This is a genomic window from Stenotrophomonas sp. YJH_SMC_57 (assembly GCF_059369755.1).
In genome coordinates this window covers 177,279-193,190 of record NZ_JCAFSZ010000006.1, presented here as the reverse complement: position 1 = coordinate 193,190, position 15,912 = coordinate 177,279, and the positions used below count along the sequence as shown (strand labels likewise).

15 protein-coding genes are annotated in these 15,912 nt (G+C 66.9%); 7 read left to right on the top strand and 8 right to left on the bottom strand.

Annotated features, from left to right (window positions below; translation table 11 throughout):
• Positions 1-8: 8 nt before the first annotated feature.
• The 7 genes from kynU to asnS all read right to left on the bottom strand — a co-directional run bounded on the left by kynU (position 9) and on the right by asnS (position 5,456).
• Positions 9-1,283 carry a kynureninase gene (kynU, locus tag AC5P7U_RS09940; RefSeq protein WP_197564556.1) on the bottom strand — a complete coding sequence of 425 codons (1,275 nt, stop codon included), beginning with the start codon at positions 1,281-1,283 and terminating at the stop codon, positions 9-11.
• 204 nt (positions 1,284-1,487) lie between these two features.
• The gene (locus tag AC5P7U_RS09935; RefSeq protein WP_006453005.1) at positions 1,488-2,009 is read right to left on the bottom strand and encodes a 3-hydroxyanthranilate 3,4-dioxygenase; all 522 of its coding nucleotides are present in this window, start codon (positions 2,007-2,009) and stop codon (positions 1,488-1,490) included.
• Positions 2,010-2,028: 19 nt separating this feature from the next.
• Positions 2,029-2,691 (bottom strand): carbonate dehydratase, encoded by a 663-nt coding sequence (can, locus tag AC5P7U_RS09930; protein WP_006453004.1) that lies wholly within the window; start codon positions 2,689-2,691, stop codon positions 2,029-2,031.
• Positions 2,692-2,763: 72 nt separating this feature from the next.
• Positions 2,764-3,402, bottom strand: coding sequence for an FMN-binding negative transcriptional regulator (locus tag AC5P7U_RS09925; RefSeq protein ID WP_006453003.1), 639 nt, complete (start codon positions 3,400-3,402; stop codon positions 2,764-2,766).
• 7 nt (positions 3,403-3,409) lie between these two features.
• Entirely contained in the window at positions 3,410-3,724 is a 315-nt protein-coding gene (locus AC5P7U_RS09920) for a hypothetical protein (protein WP_006453002.1), read from the bottom strand.
• Between the two features lie 7 nt (positions 3,725-3,731).
• Positions 3,732-4,031 (bottom strand): hypothetical protein, encoded by a 300-nt coding sequence (locus AC5P7U_RS09915; protein ID WP_197564558.1) that lies wholly within the window; start codon positions 4,029-4,031, stop codon positions 3,732-3,734.
• A 30-nt stretch (positions 4,032-4,061) separates the two neighbouring features.
• Positions 4,062-5,456, bottom strand: coding sequence for an asparagine--tRNA ligase (asnS, locus tag AC5P7U_RS09910; protein ID WP_006452999.1), 1,395 nt, complete (start codon positions 5,454-5,456; stop codon positions 4,062-4,064).
• A 128-nt stretch (positions 5,457-5,584) separates the two neighbouring features.
• Here asnS and AC5P7U_RS09905 point away from each other — a divergent pair, with 128 nt between their 5' ends.
• The 6 genes from AC5P7U_RS09905 (at position 5,585) to zipA (ending at position 11,926) form a co-directional block, all read left to right on the top strand.
• A complete protein-coding gene (locus AC5P7U_RS09905) occupies positions 5,585-5,923 on the top strand; it encodes a HesB/IscA family protein (RefSeq protein WP_006452998.1) in 339 nt (112 codons plus the stop codon).
• A gap of 221 nt (positions 5,924-6,144) precedes the next feature.
• Complete coding sequence (gene rpsF, locus AC5P7U_RS09900; RefSeq protein ID WP_006452997.1) at positions 6,145-6,582, top strand: 30S ribosomal protein S6; 438 nt, start codon at positions 6,145-6,147, stop codon at positions 6,580-6,582.
• An 11-nt stretch (positions 6,583-6,593) separates the two neighbouring features.
• Positions 6,594-6,824, top strand: a complete 231-nt coding sequence (gene rpsR, locus AC5P7U_RS09895; RefSeq protein ID WP_002804494.1) for a 30S ribosomal protein S18 — start codon at positions 6,594-6,596, stop codon at positions 6,822-6,824.
• Between the two features lie 105 nt (positions 6,825-6,929).
• Positions 6,930-7,379 carry a 50S ribosomal protein L9 gene (gene rplI / locus AC5P7U_RS09890; RefSeq protein WP_006452981.1) on the top strand — a complete coding sequence of 150 codons (450 nt, stop codon included), beginning with the start codon at positions 6,930-6,932 and terminating at the stop codon, positions 7,377-7,379.
• 259 nt (positions 7,380-7,638) lie between these two features.
• Positions 7,639-11,142, top strand: coding sequence for a chromosome segregation protein SMC (gene smc / locus AC5P7U_RS09885; RefSeq protein WP_197564559.1), 3,504 nt, complete (start codon positions 7,639-7,641; stop codon positions 11,140-11,142).
• Positions 11,143-11,188: 46 nt separating this feature from the next.
• On the top strand, positions 11,189-11,926 hold the full coding sequence (gene zipA / locus AC5P7U_RS09880; RefSeq protein WP_197564560.1) for a cell division protein ZipA: 738 nt from the start codon (positions 11,189-11,191) through the stop codon (positions 11,924-11,926).
• Between the two features lie 115 nt (positions 11,927-12,041).
• Here zipA and AC5P7U_RS09875 read toward each other — a convergent pair whose 3' ends face one another.
• The gene (locus AC5P7U_RS09875; RefSeq protein WP_495221043.1) at positions 12,042-13,166 is read right to left on the bottom strand and encodes a pyridoxal phosphate-dependent aminotransferase; all 1,125 of its coding nucleotides are present in this window, start codon (positions 13,164-13,166) and stop codon (positions 12,042-12,044) included.
• Between the two features lie 230 nt (positions 13,167-13,396).
• Here AC5P7U_RS09875 and ligA point away from each other — a divergent pair, with 230 nt between their 5' ends.
• Complete coding sequence (gene ligA / locus AC5P7U_RS09870; protein WP_495221062.1) at positions 13,397-15,868, top strand: NAD-dependent DNA ligase LigA; 2,472 nt, start codon at positions 13,397-13,399, stop codon at positions 15,866-15,868.
• Positions 15,869-15,912 lie beyond the last annotated feature (44 nt).

Below are 15,912 nucleotides of genomic sequence, written 5' to 3'. Positions count from 1 at the left end.
GGGCGGGCTCAGAGGCCGGCCCAGGCTTCCACTTCCTCGACGAAGTGGTGCACGTCCAGGTAGCGGTTGTAGAGCGGGGTGGGCGAAATCCGGATCACATCCGGCTCGCGCCAGTCGCCGAGCACGCCGATGCCGCGCAGGTGTTCGAACAGCGCACGACCGCGCTCGCGGCCACCGATCACGCGCAGCGACAACTGGCAGCCACGGCGTTGCGGATCGGCCGGCGTGATGATGTCCAGCACGTTGGACAGGCGTGCGCGCACCAGCGCTTCCAGCATGCCGGTCAGCGCCACCGATTTGCTGCGCAGGGCGTCCATGCCGGCGCGCTCGAACAGGTCCAGCGACGCACGCAGCGGCGCCAGGCCGAGGATCGGTGGATTGCTCAGCTGCCAGCCTTCGGCACCAGCGGCCGGGATGAACTGCGGCGCCATCTGGAAACGGGTGGCTTCCTCATGGCCCCACCAGCCGGCGAAGCGCGGCAGGGTGGTGTCGCGATGGTGCCGCTCATGCACGAACGCGCCGGCCACCGCGCCCGGTCCACTGTTGAGGTACTTGTAGTGGCACCACACGGCGAAATCGGGCGCTACATCGTGCAGGCGCAGCGGCAGGTTGCCGACCGAATGTGCAAGATCGAAGCCGATGCGCGCACCGTGCAGGCGCGCGGCGCGGGTGATCGCATCGAGGTCGAAGGCCTGGCCGGTGCGGTACTGCACGCCGGGCCACAGCACCAGCGCCAGGCGTGGGCCATGCTCGGCGATGCCTTGCTCGATCGCCGTGAGCGAGATCGTGCCATTGGCTTCGTCCGGCTGTACTTCCACCAGGCACTCGGCCGGATCGAAGCCATGGAAGCGGATCTGCGCTTCCACGGCGTGCCGATCGGTGGGGAACGCGCCGGCTTCCATCAGGATCACCGGGCGTTGCGCGGTCGGCCGGTAGAAACTGACCATCATCAGGTGCAGGTTCACGCTCAGGGTGTTCATCGCCACCACTTCGCTGGGCAGCGCACCAACCACGCGGGCCAGCTGCGCGCTCACCAGGCGGTGGTAGGACAGCCACTGCGTCGGGCCGGTGAAGTGGCCTTCCACCGCCAGTTCGCCCCACTGCTTCATCACTTCCTGCACCGCGGCCTGTGCGCCGCGCGGCTGCAGGCCCAGCGAGTTGCCGACGAAGTAGGTCTGCTCGCCACCACCATGGCGCGGAATCAGGAATTCGTTGCGCAGCGGACGCAGCGGATCGGCGGCGTCCAGGGCAATGGCGTGGGTGCGGCTGAGCAGGTCGGACATGGTCGGGCAACAGGCTGCAACGGGGCTGCCAGTGTAGCGCCTGGGGGAAGGCCCCGTAGCGGCCAGCCTGCTGCCAGCGCCACGTGATCCGGTAGTCGCCAACCTGGGGTGGCGCATGTGTGACGAAGCGCCCACCAAGGTGGGCAACTACCAGGGCGGGAGCAGGCAAGCGCCCACCAAGGTGGGCAACTACCGGTCGATGGCTCAGCCCGCTGCCGGCGCCGGCAGCGGGTCCACATGCCCGCACTGGCTGCAGGTACGCAGCTCCAGGCTGGCGTGGTAGCGCGCGAACACCTTGGGCAGGTCGGTTTCGATGTTCTGCAGCGGGAAGAACTCTTCATGCAGCTTGTGGTTGCAGCGTTCGCAGTGCCAGATCACGCCGTCCAGCTCATGCGGCAGGCGCTTGCGCTCGACCACCAGGCCAACACCGCCGGGTGGGCGCCGCGGCGAGTGCGGTATCTTCCCCGGCAGCAGGAAGATCTCGCCGGCGCGGATCGGAATGTCGCGCACCGCGCCATCCTCCTGCACCTTCAGCACCATCTCGCCTTCGAGCTGGTAGAACCACTCCGGGCCTTCGTCGTAGTGGTAATCGGTGCGCGAGTTCGGCCCGCCGACCACCATCACGATGAAGTCGCCGTTGTCGATCATCTTGTTGCCCACCGGCGGCTTCAGCAGGTGGCGGTGTTCTTCGATCCAGGCGTGCAGGTTGATCGGCGAAGCGAGCATGATCGGTTTCCCCTGGAAGTCAGTCGCGCTTGCCCTTGCGCGGCACGTAGGACAGCGCTTTTTCGTAGGCCGGCTGCAGCTCTTCCGGCGCGCCGACGTCGATGCCCATCTCGCGCACGCGGCCGTCCTTCAGGCTGTAGACCCAGCCATGCACCATCAGCTTCTGGCCGCGCGCCCAGGCATCCTGCACGATGGTCGAGCGGCACAGGTTGGCGACCTGCTCGATCACGTTCAGTTCGCACAGGCGGGCGTGCTTGAGCTCGTCGGTCTCGATGGCATCGATGATCGCGGTGTGCTTCTGCATCACGTCGCCGACATGGCGCAGCCAGTTGTCAGCCAGGCCGACGCGGGTGTTGTGCAGGCAGGCATGCACGCCGCCGCAGCCGTAATGGCCGACGATCAGGATGTGCTTCACCTTCAGCTGGTCCACTGCGTACTGCACCACGCTCAGGCAGTTCAGGTCGGTGTGCGCGACCACGTTGGCGACATTGCGGTGCACGAACACTTCGCCCGGCGCCATGCCGATGATCTGGTTGGCCGGCACGCGCGAATCGGAGCAGCCGATCCACAGGTACTCGGGGTGCTGCTGCTTGGCCAGCTGGTGGAAGAACTCCGGATCTTCCTTCTCGATACGGTCGGCCCAGTCGCGGTTGTTCTGCAGCAGCTTGTGGATGTCTTTCATGTTCGGGTCCCTGGCGTCGGGTGGGGGCTCGCTGCAACCGTCCGGCTGCGGCGTCGCGGGAATCTGGGGCGTTCAGCCGTTCTGCGCGGCCTGTTCGCGGTGCCAGCGCATCCACTGCGCCAGTTCCTGGGAAGGCGGGGTGGCCAGCGCATCCAGCGCGGCGATCACCGCCTGCTGGTTGGCGTCGGGATGGTTCTGGCTGAGCTTCAGCTTCAGCTGTACATGCTCGACCTGGAAGCGGAAGCCGATGATGGCGCGCAGCTCCGGGCCATGCTCGGCACGCGTGGCATCGAACTGCCAGGCCTGGCCGACACTGGCCTCGAAGCGGTCGCTGATCGCGCCGACCAGTCCGGCCAGCGCATCGACGTCGTCGAAGGTCTGCAGCTGGCCGCGCAGTTCGGCGGCGGCGTAGTTCCAGGTTGGCACCCGCGCGGCGGGCTCCTTGTCCGGGTACCAGCTGGCCGAGACATAACCGTGCGGGCCATCGATCAGCACCTTGGCCGCGCCACGATGGCGTGACTGCGGATTGGCACGGGCCCAGTGCCCGCGCAGCTCGATATGCTCGCCATCACGCCGGTACAACACCGGCATCCGGGTCAGTTCCGGCAGGCCATCGCTGCCCGTGGTGAGCACGGTGACGAACGGATCGCGCGCCAGCAGGCGGTCCAGCCAGAGCAGGTCGGTCTCGGCGAAGGCGCGCGGGGTGAACATGCGAGGGTCAGGCGCGCCCGCCCAGCGACTGGATCATGCGACCGCGCAGGCCTTCATCGCTGTCGGCCTGCGGCGGCTGCACTTCGTGCAGGCTGAAGCCACGCACCAGCGCGTCTTCCTCGTCCAGGCCGTCGTACTCGACGAATTCGGCGTCGAACAGCTGCGAACGGGCGGTGTCTTCGCTGTCATAGCTCAGCGTGTTGCCATCGCTGTCGAGCACTTCGGCGGTGCCGGCCGGGCGCACGCGCAGGCGTGCCCAGATCAGGGTGTTGCCGAGGCTGGCCAGCCACCAGCTGTCGCGCGAGGCGGTGATGTCATTCATGGATGTGTTACCAGAGCGAGGCCAGCCAGAGCAGGGCGGCCATGCCCAGTCCGGCCAGCAGGGTCAGCAGTGATACCCAGGCCGGGGTCGCCAGTCCGGACAGCGAGCGGTCCGGCTGCTGGCGATAGTCGCGGCGCAGCAGCCAGGCCAGGGCATCGGGCTTGAGGAAGGCGCCACTGCCGAAGCGCTCGGCGAGCGCCGGATGCCGATCGCGCAGATGCACCAGGGTCAGTGGCCAGAAGATCACGAAGGCACTGAACCCGGCCACTGCAACGCCGACGAAGCAGAGGGCGAAGAACAGGGTCATGGGGGCAGTACCTCCGTGGTCGTGTGGGGCTTAGAAGTCCGCGCTGCCCGGGGCGCGCGGGTAGGGGATCGCATCGCGGATGTTGGACAGGCCGCAGACGTACACCACCAGGCGCTCGAAGCCGAGGCCGAAGCCGGCGTGCGGCACCGAGCCATAGCGACGGAAATCGCGGTACCAGCTGTAGTGCTCGCGGTCCAGGCCGAACTGGGCCATGCGCGCGTCCAGCACGTCCAGGCGCTCTTCGCGCTGGCTGCCGCCGATGATCTCACCGATGCCCGGGGCCAGCACGTCCATCGCGGCAACGGTCCTGCCGTCGTCGTTCAGGCGCATGTAGAAGGCCTTGATGTGCTCCGGATAGTTGGTCACCACCACCGGGCGGCCGACGTGTTCCTCGGTCAGCCAGCGCTCGTGCTCGGTCTGCAGGTCCAGGCCCCATTCGACCGGGAAGTCGAACTTCTTGCCGGACTTCTGCAGCAGGCTGACCGCATCGGTGTAGTCGATGCGTTCGAACGGTGCGTTGATGAAGTCTTCCAGCTTGGTGATCGCGTTCTTGTCCACGCGCTCGGCGATGAAGGCCAGGTCGTCGCTGCGCTCGTTCAGCACCGCGCGGAACAGGTACTTCAGGAACTCTTCGGCCAGGCGCGCATCTTCGGCCAGGTCGGCGAAGGCGATTTCCGGCTCGATCATCCAGAACTCCGCCAGGTGGCGGGTGGTGTGGCTGTTCTCGGCGCGGAAGGTCGGGCCGAAGGTGTAGACCTTGCTCAGCGCCAGGCAGTAGGCCTCGACGTTCAGCTGGCCGGACACGGTCAGGAAGGTTTCCTTGCCGAAGAAGTCGCGGCTGAAATCGATCGCACCCTTCTCGTCGCGCGGCAGGTTCACCATGTCCAGGGTGGACACGCGGAACATCTGGCCGGCGCCTTCGGCGTCGGAGGTGGTGATGATCGGGGTGCTGATCCAGTTGAAGCCGTTCTCGTGGAAGAAGCGGTGCACGGCCTGGGCCAGGCAGTTGCGGATGCGGGTGACCGCGCCGAACAGGTTGGTGCGCGGGCGCAGGTGCGCCACTTCACGCAGGAACTCCGGCGACATCGGCTTGGGCTGGATCGGGTAGGTGAGCGGGTCTTCGACCCAGCCGACCACCTCCAGCGCGCTGGCCTGGATCTCGAACGACTGGCCCTTGCCCTGCGACTTCACCAGGGTGCCGGTGGCGATGACCGAGCAGCCGCTGGTCAGGCGCTTGATCTCGTCGAAGTTGGCCAGGCTGTCATTGGCCACGACCTGGATCGGGGCGAAGCAGGAGCCGTCGCTCACATTCACGAAGGCCAGATTCGCTGAACCGCGCACCGTGCGCACCCATCCGCGTACCGTGACTTCGCCGCCTTCCGGGATCTTCCCGGCAAGCGCATGTTCAACGCTGACCACCGTCATGACTTGAATCCTCTGCTGATCGACTCGATCTGTGAACACGGGAGTTTACCGGTTGCAGTGTTCCGCTTGCGAGGCATTTTTCATGGCAACGGCTCCTTATAATGTCCCCGTACCTCTGGAGTAGCCCCATGGCCGTCAGCCTGACCCCCATTGCCTTCGAGCGCGTGCAGCGCTTCGTCGCCCAGACCCCCGGTGCGCTGGGCCTGCGTTTTGGCGTGACCAAGACCGGCTGCTCCGGCTGGGGCCACGTGACCGACCTGGCCCGCGACGAGCGCGAGGGCGATACCGTGTTCGACCAGGACGGCGTGAAGATCTACGTCGATGCCAAGAGCCTGGCGCTGGTGGACGGCACCGTGATCGACTTCGGCAAGCACGGCCTGAGCGAGACCTTCACGTTCAGCAACCCGAACGCCACCGCCGAGTGCGGCTGCGGCGAGAGCTTCACCACTGACGCCGACAAGGCCTGAGGTCCGGCGGGAGCCTGATCGCTCTGGTAGCGGCCAATCTTGGTTGGCGTGAAGGCTGCTCCCGGGTTCAGGTTGCCCTATGGCCTGCCGGTTGCCCGGCCACCCCATCTGCGCCATAATGCGCGGCTTCCTGCCTTCCTGGCGGGAATCCTTGCCCCACCGCGGTCTCAACGGCGGGGGGCTGTCCGGCCGCAAGGCCACATCCGAAAGGTAGAAAAAACATGAGTCGTCATTACGAAATCGTGTTCATGGTCCACCCGGACCAGAGCGAGCAGGTCCCGGCCATGATCGAGCGCTACAAGTCGCTGGTCGAGAACGGCAACGGCACCATCCACCGTCTGGAAGACTGGGGCCGCCGCCAGCTGGCGTACCCGATCCAGAACCTGGTGAAGGCCCACTACGTGCTGATGAACATCGAAGCCGACCAGGCCGTTCTGAACGAACTGACCGAAAGCTTCCGCTTCAACGACGCCGTGCTGCGCAACCTGGTCATCAAGCGTGACGAGGCTGACACCGAGCAGTCGCTGATCATGAAGAGCAAGGACGAGAAGGGTGACAAGCCGGAGCGCGGTGAGCGCCGTCGTCGTGACGACGAAGAAGGCGAGTCCACCACCACCGCTGACAACGAAGCCGGCGACGACGCCGCTTCCGCCGCCTAAGGAGCCTTCCCATGTCCAAGTTCTTCCGTCGCCGCAAGTTCTGCAAGTTCACGGCTGAAGGTGTGAAGGAGATCGACTACAAGGATCTCAACACCCTGCGCCAGTACCTGACCGAGAACGGCAAGATCGTGCCGAGCCGCGTCACCGGTACCAAGTCGAAGTACCAGCGCCAGCTGGCGACCGCCGTCAAGCGCGCTCGCTTCCTGGCCCTGATTCCGTACACCGACAACCACGACGTCTGATGCCCGGCGGGGCGGCCCGGTGCCGCCCCCGCTGTGCCAGCTATTCGGACAGCCTTTGTTGCGGGGCATCGCCTCGCTAACGAATAACTCATCTGGAGCAATACCATGCAGCTGATCCTCCTGCAGAAAGTCACCAACCTCGGCAACCTGGGCGACCTGGTCGACGTGAAGCCGGGCTACGGCCGTAACTTCCTCGTGCCGCAGGGCAAGGCCGTGCCGGCCACCGAGAGCAACAAGGCCGAGTTCGAAGCCAAGCGCGCCGAATACGAAGCCAAGGCCCAGGCCATCCACGCCGACGCTGACGCCCGCAAGGCCAAGCTGGAAGGCGCGAGCGTGACCATCGCCGCCAACGCTTCGACCGAAGGCAAGCTGTACGGCTCCGTCGGCGCCCGTGAAATCGCCGATGCCTTCACCGCTGCCGGCCTGCCGGTCAGCAAGAGCGAAGTCATCCTGGGCGAAGGCGCCTTCCGCAACATCGGCGAATACGACGTGCTGGTCCACCTGCACGCCGACGTCGAGACCACCGTCAAGGTCGTCGTCGTCGCCGAAGCCTGATCCCACGCCGCAAGGCCTGGAATCACCGCAGAACGGGCGCCCGCAAGGGTGCCCGTTTTGTTTTATGGCCCGCTTTCTCAGCGTTGCGCCACGCCTGGCCGGCGGGGCGGGGCCGGACAATGTTCCACGCCCATTCGTAGAACACGGCCACATCGGTATACTCAGGGCGTCACACCCGTTCCACGGGCATCGATCCCAACAGGATCAATGACTTGGAGGGTAAACGCAGGCCGCTTGCCGGCCCCAGTCCGGAACCCCTATGCGTCTTTCCACGATCAAGCTGTCCGGCTTCAAGTCGTTCGTCGATCCGACCACCCTGCACCTGCCGACCAACATGACCGGCGTGGTGGGGCCCAATGGCTGCGGCAAGTCGAACATCATCGACGCCGTGCGCTGGGTCATGGGCGAAAGTTCGGCCAGCCGCCTGCGCGGCGACTCGCTGACCGACGTGATCTTTTCCGGCTCCAACGCCCGCAAGCCGGTTTCGCAGGCCACCGTCGAGCTGATCTTCGACAATTCCGACCATACGATTTCCGGCGAATACGCCTCGTTCAACGAAATCTCGGTCAAGCGCACGGTCAGTCGCGACGGCACCAGCAACTACTACCTCAACGGCACCAAGTGCCGTCGCCGCGACATCACCGACCTGTTCCTCGGTACCGGCCTGGGCCCGCGCAGCTACTCGATCATCGAGCAGGGCATGATCAGCCAGATCATCGAGGCGCGCCCGGAAGATCTGCGCGTGTACCTGGAAGAGGCGGCCGGTATCTCCAAGTACAAGGAGCGCCGCAAGGAGACCGAGACCCGCATCCGCCACACCCGCGAGAACCTGGACCGGCTGGGCGACCTGCGCGACGAGATCAGCAAGCAGCTCGAGCACCTCAAGCGCCAGGCCCGGCAGGCCGAGCAGTACCAGGCGCTGCAGGAAGAGCGCCGGGTCAAGGATGCCGAGTGGAAGACGCTGGAATTCCGTGGACTCGACGGGCGCCTGTCGAAGCTGCGCGAAGGCCTGTCGCAGGAAGAGACCAAGCTGCAGCAGCTGATCGCCGATCAGCGCGATGCCGAGGCCCGCATCGAGACCTCGCGCGTACGTCGCGAAGAGGCCGCCGATGCGCTCAATACCGCGCAGGCCGCGGTCTACCAGGTGGGCAGCACGCTGGCGCGCCTGGAACAGCAGATCCAGCACCAGCGCGAGCTGTCGCAGCGCCTGCACAAGGCGCGCGACGAGACCCGCCAGGCATTGGCCGAGCTGGGCCAGCACATCAGCGGCGATGAGGCCAAGCTGATGGTGCTGCGCGAGGCGGTGGAGGCCGCCACCCCGCAGCTGGAGGAGCTACAGGAAGAGAACGAGATCAAGCAGGAAAGCCTGCGCGAGGCCGAGGAACGGCTGGCCAGCTGGCAGCAGCGTTGGGAGCAGCACACCTCGCAGAGTTCGGAAGCGTCGCGTGCCGGCGATGTCGAGCGCACCCGCGTGGACTACCTGGACAAGCAGATCCTCGACGCCGACCGCCGCCGCGAAGCACTGGCTGCCGAGCGCGCCGGGCTGGACGTGGATGCGCTGGAAGAAGCCTTCGAGCAGCTGCACCTGCAGCACGACACGCAGAAGACCGCGCTGGACGAACTGGGCGAAGAAGTCGAACACCGCAAGCAGGGCGTGGCAGCCGTGCAGGAGCAGCAGCGCAACGGCCAGAACGAACTGGCCGAACTGCGCAAGCAGGCCAATGGACTGCGCGGCCGCCTGGCATCGCTGGAAACCCTGCAGCAGGCCGCGCTCGGCCAGGAGCAGGGCGCTGCCGTGGCCTGGCTGAAGGCGCATGGACTGGATTCGGCGGCGCGTGTCGGCGAACGCCTGGATGTCGATGCTGGTTGGGAAAATGCGGTCGAAAGTGCGCTCGGCCAGTTGATCGAAGGCGTGCTGGTCGATGACCCGGCCGGGCTGGTCGATGCGCTGGGTGAGCTGGGCGAAGGTCACATCGCGCTGGTTGCCGACGATGATGCGGACCTGAAGGTTGCCCCGACCTCGCTGGCGGCACGCGTGCGTGGCCCGGCCGCGATCCGTCGCCTGCTGGCGCACCTGCACGGTGCACGTGATCTGGCCGAGGCGAAGACGCTGCAGGCCAGCCTGCCCGAAGGCGATTCGGTCATCACCCAGGGGGGCGAGCGCCTGGGCCAGGGCTGGCTGCGCGTTTCGCGCTCGGGTGCGGCCCAGCAGGGCGCATTGCTGCGCGAACGTGAGATCAATGAACTGCGCGAGCAGATCGAACAGTTGCAGGAGCGCGAGGCTGAGCTGGAAGATCAGCTGGCTGGCTTCCGCGAACAGTTGCAGGCCGCCGAGCAGCAGCGCGAAGACGCGCAGCGCACGCTGTACCAGGCCCATCGTGCGGTCTCCGAGCTTGCCGGCCAGCTGCAGGGCCAACAGGGCAAGGTGGAAGCCGCTCGTACCCGCATCGACCGCATCGAAGGTGAACTGAAGCAGCTGCAGGAAACGCTGGAAGCCAACAATGAGCAGGCGCGTGAAGCGCGCTCGCGGTTGGAGAATGCGGTCAGCAGCATGGGTGATCTGGAATCAACCCGGCAGCGCTTGGAGGGCGAACGCCGCCGGCTGACCGAGGCGCGCGACCTCGCCCGTGATGCTGCGCGTGCGGTGCGCGAACGCTCGCATTCGCTGGCGCTCACCCTGGAATCGCAGCGTGCGCAGCTGGCGTCACTGAGCCAGGCACTGGAGCGCATGGGTACCCAGCGCGGGCAGCTGGATTCGCGCCTGGGTGAATTGCACTCGCAACTGGATGAAGGTGATTCGCCGGTTGAATCGCTGCAGGCCGAGCACCAGAACGCACTGGAAGAACGTGTGCGTGCCGACCGCGTGCTGACCGAGGCGCGCACGCTGCTCGATGGCATCGATGCCGAGCTGCGCAACTACGAGCAGACCCGTCATCAGCGCGACGAGCAGGCGCTGGCCCAGCGCGAGCGTATATCGCAGCGCAAGCTGGACCAGCAGGCGCTGGTGCTCAGCGCGGACACCCTGCAGGGCGCGGTGGAAAAGGCCGGTTTCGTGCTGCAGGACGTACTCAACGCACTGCCCGAGGACGCCCGCCTGGGCGACTGGGAGCAGGCCGTGCACCAGATCGACGGCCGCATGCGCCGGCTGGAGCCGGTCAACCTGGCGGCCATCCACGAGTACGGCGAGGCTTCGCAGCGTTCGGAGTACCTGGATTCGCAGCACACCGACCTGACCACGGCGCTGGAAACACTTGAGGACGCCATCCGCAAGATCGACCGCGAAACCCGTGGCCGTTTCAAGGACACCTTCGATCGCGTCAACGCAGGCGTGCAGGCGCTGTATCCGCGCCTGTTCGGTGGCGGCCATGCTTATCTGGAACTGACCGGTGAAGACCTGCTCGACACCGGTGTGACCATCATGGCGCGTCCGCCGGGCAAGCGTGTCTCCAGCATCTCGCTGCTGTCCGGTGGCGAGAAGGCGATGACCGCGGTGGCGCTGGTGTTTGCCATCTTCCAGCTGAACCCGGCGCCGTTCTGCCTGCTGGACGAGGTGGACGCGCCGCTGGACGAAGCCAACGTCGGCCGCCTGGCCAACATGGTCAAGGAAATGAGCGAGAAGGTGCAGTTCCTGTTCGTCAGCCACAACAAGGCCACGATGGAAGCCGCCCACCAGCTGTCGGGCGTGACCATGCGCGAGCCGGGCGTCAGCCGCCTGGTCAGCGTGGACCTGGAAGAAGCCGCGCGATTGGCGGGCGCGGCCTGACGTGCCATCCTAGTTACCTGAATGAACTAGCCGGAGAACCTATCGAATGTCCGACACGGCACTGTTGCGCATCGGCATCCTGGCCGCCGGCCTGCTGTTGATCGCCGCGATCTTCCTGTTTGGCCGTCCGAAGAAGAAGCCCCAGGGGCGCCGCGTGGAAAGCGCGGAGCCGACCAGTGGCGAGCGCCGCGAGCCGGTGCTGGGCGATGACGGCGTCGCGCTGGCTGATGGCCGGGTCGAACCGGGCATGGGTGGCGAAGGCGAGCAGGCCGAACTCGGCCTGGCCGACACCGACGCGGGAGCCAGCGATCTCGGCAAGCGCGCCACCCAGGATTTCGACAAGATCGTCTCGTTGTTCGTGGCCGCCCGCGCCGGCGAGCAGCTGCGCGGCGAGGACATCGTGGTGGCGGCCGAGAAGACCGGCCTGGTGTTTGGCCACATGAATGTCTTCCACCGCCTGGTGGAGGCCCATCCCGAACGCGGCCCGATCTTCTCGATGGCCAGCATCATGAAGCCGGGCAGCTTCGACATGGCCAACATCCGCGCCATGGAAACCCCGGCGATTGCCTTCTTCCTGACCCTGCCTGCGCCGCTGACCGCGCTGGACGCCTGGGAGAAGATGCTGCCGACCGTGCAGCGGATGGCCGAACTGCTGGACGGCGTGGTGCTGGATGACAGCCGCAATGCCCTGGGCCGCCAGCGCATCGCACACATCCGCGACGAACTGCGTGCCTACGACCGTCAGCACCAGGCACCGCCGCTGACCAAGACCCCGCGCTGGTAACACCGGATGTGCCGACTAACGGTCGGCACCCACCGTCGGCCGTTGTTCGGTATCCCCGGGTAGAACCACGCCATGCGTGGATGGGGCGAGCCGAGGTTCGCCCCCACCCTCTGCGTCAGGCCGGCACGCCGGCCACCTTGGCGAACGCGCTGCGGAATGCCGCCATCTCCTCTTCGGTGCCCACGGTGACGCGTACGCGCTGTGGCCAGATCGGCCAGCTGCGCCCGATCACCACGCCGTTCTCCGCCATTGCCTTGGCGAACGCGCCACCGTCGCGCTGGACATCGACCACGAAGCAGTTTGCCTCCGAGGGCAGGCAGCTGAAGCCGCGCTTGCCCAGCCACGAAAGGGTGGTCTGTCGTGCCTGCGCATTCTGCAGGCGTCGCTGCGGGACCAGGTGCGGGTCGCGAAGGCTGGCCAGTGCAGCGGCCAGTGCGGGCACCGGCAGGGGGTTGTCGCCGAGGCTGGCCAGCTCACGCAGGCGGTCGGGATGGGCCGCCGCAACGCCCAGCCGCAGGCCGGCCATGCCGTAAAGCTTGGAGAACGTGCGCAGCACGATCAGGTCATCACGCTGTGCCACCTGCCCGATCAGACTGGGTTGCTCGCTGTACTGCAGGTAGGCCTCGTCGACCAGCACGCGGGTGGACGCGGGCTTGTGGGCCAGCAACCAGGCGAGCTCATCCGCTGGACTGATCGAGCCGGTCGGGTTGTTCGGGTTGCACACGTACAGCAGCCCGGTGGGGCGTGCGTGCGCGGCAGCGACCATCGCGCGCAGGTCGTGTGCACCGTCATCGCGCAGCGGCACCTTCTGCACGTGCGCACCGTGCGCGGCAGCAACCTCGCCCAGCGTCTCGAACGTGGGGTCGGCCACCACCAGCCCTGCCTGCGGGCCGGTCCACAGCGTGGCTGCGCGGTTCAGTGGTTCACTGGAGCCGGGGTACAGGCGCACGTGGTCGGCGGGGATGCGCGCCTGCTCGATGAAGGCGTCGCGGACCTGACCCGCCAGCTCGAAGCGATAGCGGCCACATTGAGCGATGCTGTCGCGTGCCGCCTGCTGTGCTGCAGGCGAGGGGCCGTAGGGGCATTCGTTGAAGTTCAGCAGCACTGCGCCGTCGGCAGGGACAGGCGCCGCGACTGCGGCGGGCTGTGCCTGGCCGAGGCGGGGCAGGCCGCTGCCCGCCAGGGCGAGACCGGCACCGGCCAGTTGCAGGAAGTGGCGGCGGGAGGCAAGCAGGGTCACGGGCGGGATTCCAGAGGGCAACCGACGCACGCTAACGCTGGTGGCGGTGGGCGGCAAGCCCGCTTGTTGTGGAGTCGAGCCAGCTCCATTGAAGATGTGCCAACCAGGGTTGGCACCTACCAGGGCGGGGGAGCGCCAGTCGAGCATGGCTCGACGCTACAAAGGGCGCCGGCGTTACAGGGCCTGACGGCCGGGCGCGGTAGAATCCCCGGCCATCCCAGAACCACCGGATCCCGATGAGCCCCAGCCCCGCCGAACGCGCCGAAGACCTTCGCCGGCAGATCGCCCAGGCCAACCGCGCCTACCACGAGCTGGATGCGCCGGAGATCCCCGACGTCGACTACGACCGGCTGGTGCGCGAGCTGGAAGCGCTGGAGCGCGAGCATCCGGAGCTGGCACGTGCCGACAGCCCGACCCAGCAGGTCGGCGCGCGTCCGTCCGGCCGTTTCCCGGAAGTACGCCACGCGGTGCCGATGCTGTCGCTGTCCAATGCCTTCAGCGATGAGGAAGTGGCCGACTTCGTGCGCCGCATCGATGAGCGCCTGGGCCGTCGCAGCCTGCAGTTTTCGGCCGAGCCGAAGATGGATGGGTTAGCGATCAGCCTGCGCTATGAAGAAGGTCATTTCGTGTTGGGTGCCACCCGCGGCGATGGCAGTACCGGCGAGGACGTGACCGCCAACCTGCGTGAGATCGGCGACATTCCCAAGCGCCTGCATGGCAAGGACTGGCCCGACGTGCTGGAGGTGCGCGGCGAGGTCTACATGGCGCGCGCCGACTTCGAGGCCTACAACGAGCGTGCCCGCCAGCAGGGTGGCAAGGTGCTGGCCAACCCGCGCAATGCCGCCGCCGGTTCGTTGCGCCAGCTGGACCCGAAGATCAGCGCGCAGCGCAGGCTGAGCTTCTTCGCCTACGGCACCGGCGAGGTGCAGGGCGGCGAACTGCCCGACACCCATTCGGGCACGCTGGCCCAGCTTGGCGCCTGGGGCTTCCCAGTCAGCGCGCTGTGCAAGGTGGTGGAAGGCACCGACGGCCTGCTCGGCTACTACCGCGACATCGGCGAGCGCCGCGATGGCCTGCCGTTCGACATCGATGGCGTGGTCTACAAGCTGGATGACCGCGCCGGCCAGCAGGCGATGGGCTTCGTCTCGCGTGCGCCGCGCTGGGCCATCGCGCACAAGTTCCCGGCGCAGGAACAGAGCACGACCGTGGAAGCGATCGAGATCCAGATCGGCCGCACCGGTGCCGCCACGCCGGTCGCGCGTCTGGCGCCTGTGGCGGTGGCCGGTGTGATCGTTTCCAACGCCACGCTGCACAACGCCGACCAGATCGCACGCCTGGATGTGCGCGTGGGCGACAGCGTGATCGTGCGCCGCGCCGGTGACGTGATCCCGGAAGTGGTCAGCGTCATCCTCGACCGCCGCCCACAGGGCACCACGCCGTGGCAGATGCCGACGCGCTGCCCGGTGTGCGGCTCGGAGATCGTGCGCGAGGAAGGCGCTGCAGCGTGGCGTTGCTCGGGCGAGCTGTCCTGTCCGGCACAGCGCAAGGAAGCGATTGCCCACTTCGCCTCGCGCCGCGCGATGGACATCGATGGTTTGGGTGACAAGTACATTGAAACCCTGGTCGACGCGGGCATCGTCAAGAGCGTGGCCGACCTGTACCGGCTCAACCGCGACCAGCTGCTGCACCTGAAGCTGGTGCTGGATGCCGAAGACCCTTCCGCTCTGGCCGCCGCGCTGAAGCTGCACCTGCCGGCCGAAGGCAGCGGCGTCGTGCTCAATGCGGTGCTCAAACTGGATGGAAATGATCCGGGCTGGCGCGCACAAGCGCTGGTACAGCCGGCCAGCTTCGAATGGAACACGAAGAAGATCGCCACCAAGTGGGCCGACAACCTGATCGCGGCGATCGACGCCAGTCGTGCCGCCACGCTGGAGCGGCTGCTGTTCGCGCTCGGCATCGAACATGTCGGCGAGAGTACCGCCAAGGCGCTGGCGCAGTGGTTCGGTGATCTGGAGCTGATCCGCCACCTGCCGTGGCCGTTGTTCAAGCGCGTGCCCGACATCGGTGGCGAAGTGGCGCGTTCGCTGGGCCATTTCTTCGAGCAGCAGGGCAACCAGCAGGCCATCGATGACCTGCTGAAGGTCGGCCAGGTGCGCATCAGTGATGTGCATGCGCCCAGCGCAAAGCTGCGCGAAGGCCTGGATCTGGCACAGCTGCTGGTTGAATCGGAAATTCCCGGCATCACCCGCCTGCGTGCGGAGAAGCTGGTAGCGGCGTTGCCGGGCGCCCAGGCGGTGCTGGATGCCGAACATGGCCAGTTCGTCAACGCGGGCCTGCCGGACGACACCGCGCGCGGCCTGGCGCAGTGGCTGGACACCGAAGGTCATGGCGTGATGCTGCTGGCGGCCGAAAAGGCGATGCAGTTGATCCTGGCCAATGCGCCGGCGCTGGCCGGGATCGTGGCCGGCCCGCTGGATGGGCAGACCGTGGTGCTGACCGGCACGCTGGCCCAGCTTACCCGCGATGCCGCCAAGGAGCGCCTGGAAGCACTCGGTGCCAAGGTCTCCGGCAGCGTCTCGAAGAAGACCAGCTTCGTGGTGGCCGGTACTGAGGCGGGCTCCAAACTGGACAAGGCGCAGTCGCTGGGCGTGCCGGTGTGGGACGAGGACCGCCTGCTGGCCTACCTCGCCGAACACGAATGATGACCCCGCCGGGTGCCTCGCGCCCGGCATGAAAAACAAAGGAA

Coding starts and splice junctions, on each gene's coding strand:
- kynU (WP_197564556.1), bottom strand. CDS start 1,283: ATGTCCGACCTGCTCAGCCGCACCCACGCCATTGCCCTGGACGCCGCC.
- AC5P7U_RS09935 (WP_006453005.1), bottom strand. CDS start 2,009: ATGCTCGCTTCGCCGATCAACCTGCACGCCTGGATCGAAGAACACCGC.
- can (WP_006453004.1), bottom strand. CDS start 2,691: ATGAAAGACATCCACAAGCTGCTGCAGAACAACCGCGACTGGGCCGAC.
- AC5P7U_RS09925 (WP_006453003.1), bottom strand. CDS start 3,402: ATGTTCACCCCGCGCGCCTTCGCCGAGACCGACCTGCTCTGGCTGGAC.
- AC5P7U_RS09920 (WP_006453002.1), bottom strand. CDS start 3,724: ATGAATGACATCACCGCCTCGCGCGACAGCTGGTGGCTGGCCAGCCTC.
- AC5P7U_RS09915 (WP_197564558.1), bottom strand. CDS start 4,031: ATGACCCTGTTCTTCGCCCTCTGCTTCGTCGGCGTTGCAGTGGCCGGG.
- asnS (WP_006452999.1), bottom strand. CDS start 5,456: ATGACGGTGGTCAGCGTTGAACATGCGCTTGCCGGGAAGATCCCGGAA.
- AC5P7U_RS09905 (WP_006452998.1), top strand. CDS start 5,585: ATGGCCGTCAGCCTGACCCCCATTGCCTTCGAGCGCGTGCAGCGCTTC.
- rpsF (WP_006452997.1), top strand. CDS start 6,145: ATGAGTCGTCATTACGAAATCGTGTTCATGGTCCACCCGGACCAGAGC.
- rpsR (WP_002804494.1), top strand. CDS start 6,594: ATGTCCAAGTTCTTCCGTCGCCGCAAGTTCTGCAAGTTCACGGCTGAA.
- rplI (WP_006452981.1), top strand. CDS start 6,930: ATGCAGCTGATCCTCCTGCAGAAAGTCACCAACCTCGGCAACCTGGGC.
- smc (WP_197564559.1), top strand. CDS start 7,639: ATGCGTCTTTCCACGATCAAGCTGTCCGGCTTCAAGTCGTTCGTCGAT.
- zipA (WP_197564560.1), top strand. CDS start 11,189: ATGTCCGACACGGCACTGTTGCGCATCGGCATCCTGGCCGCCGGCCTG.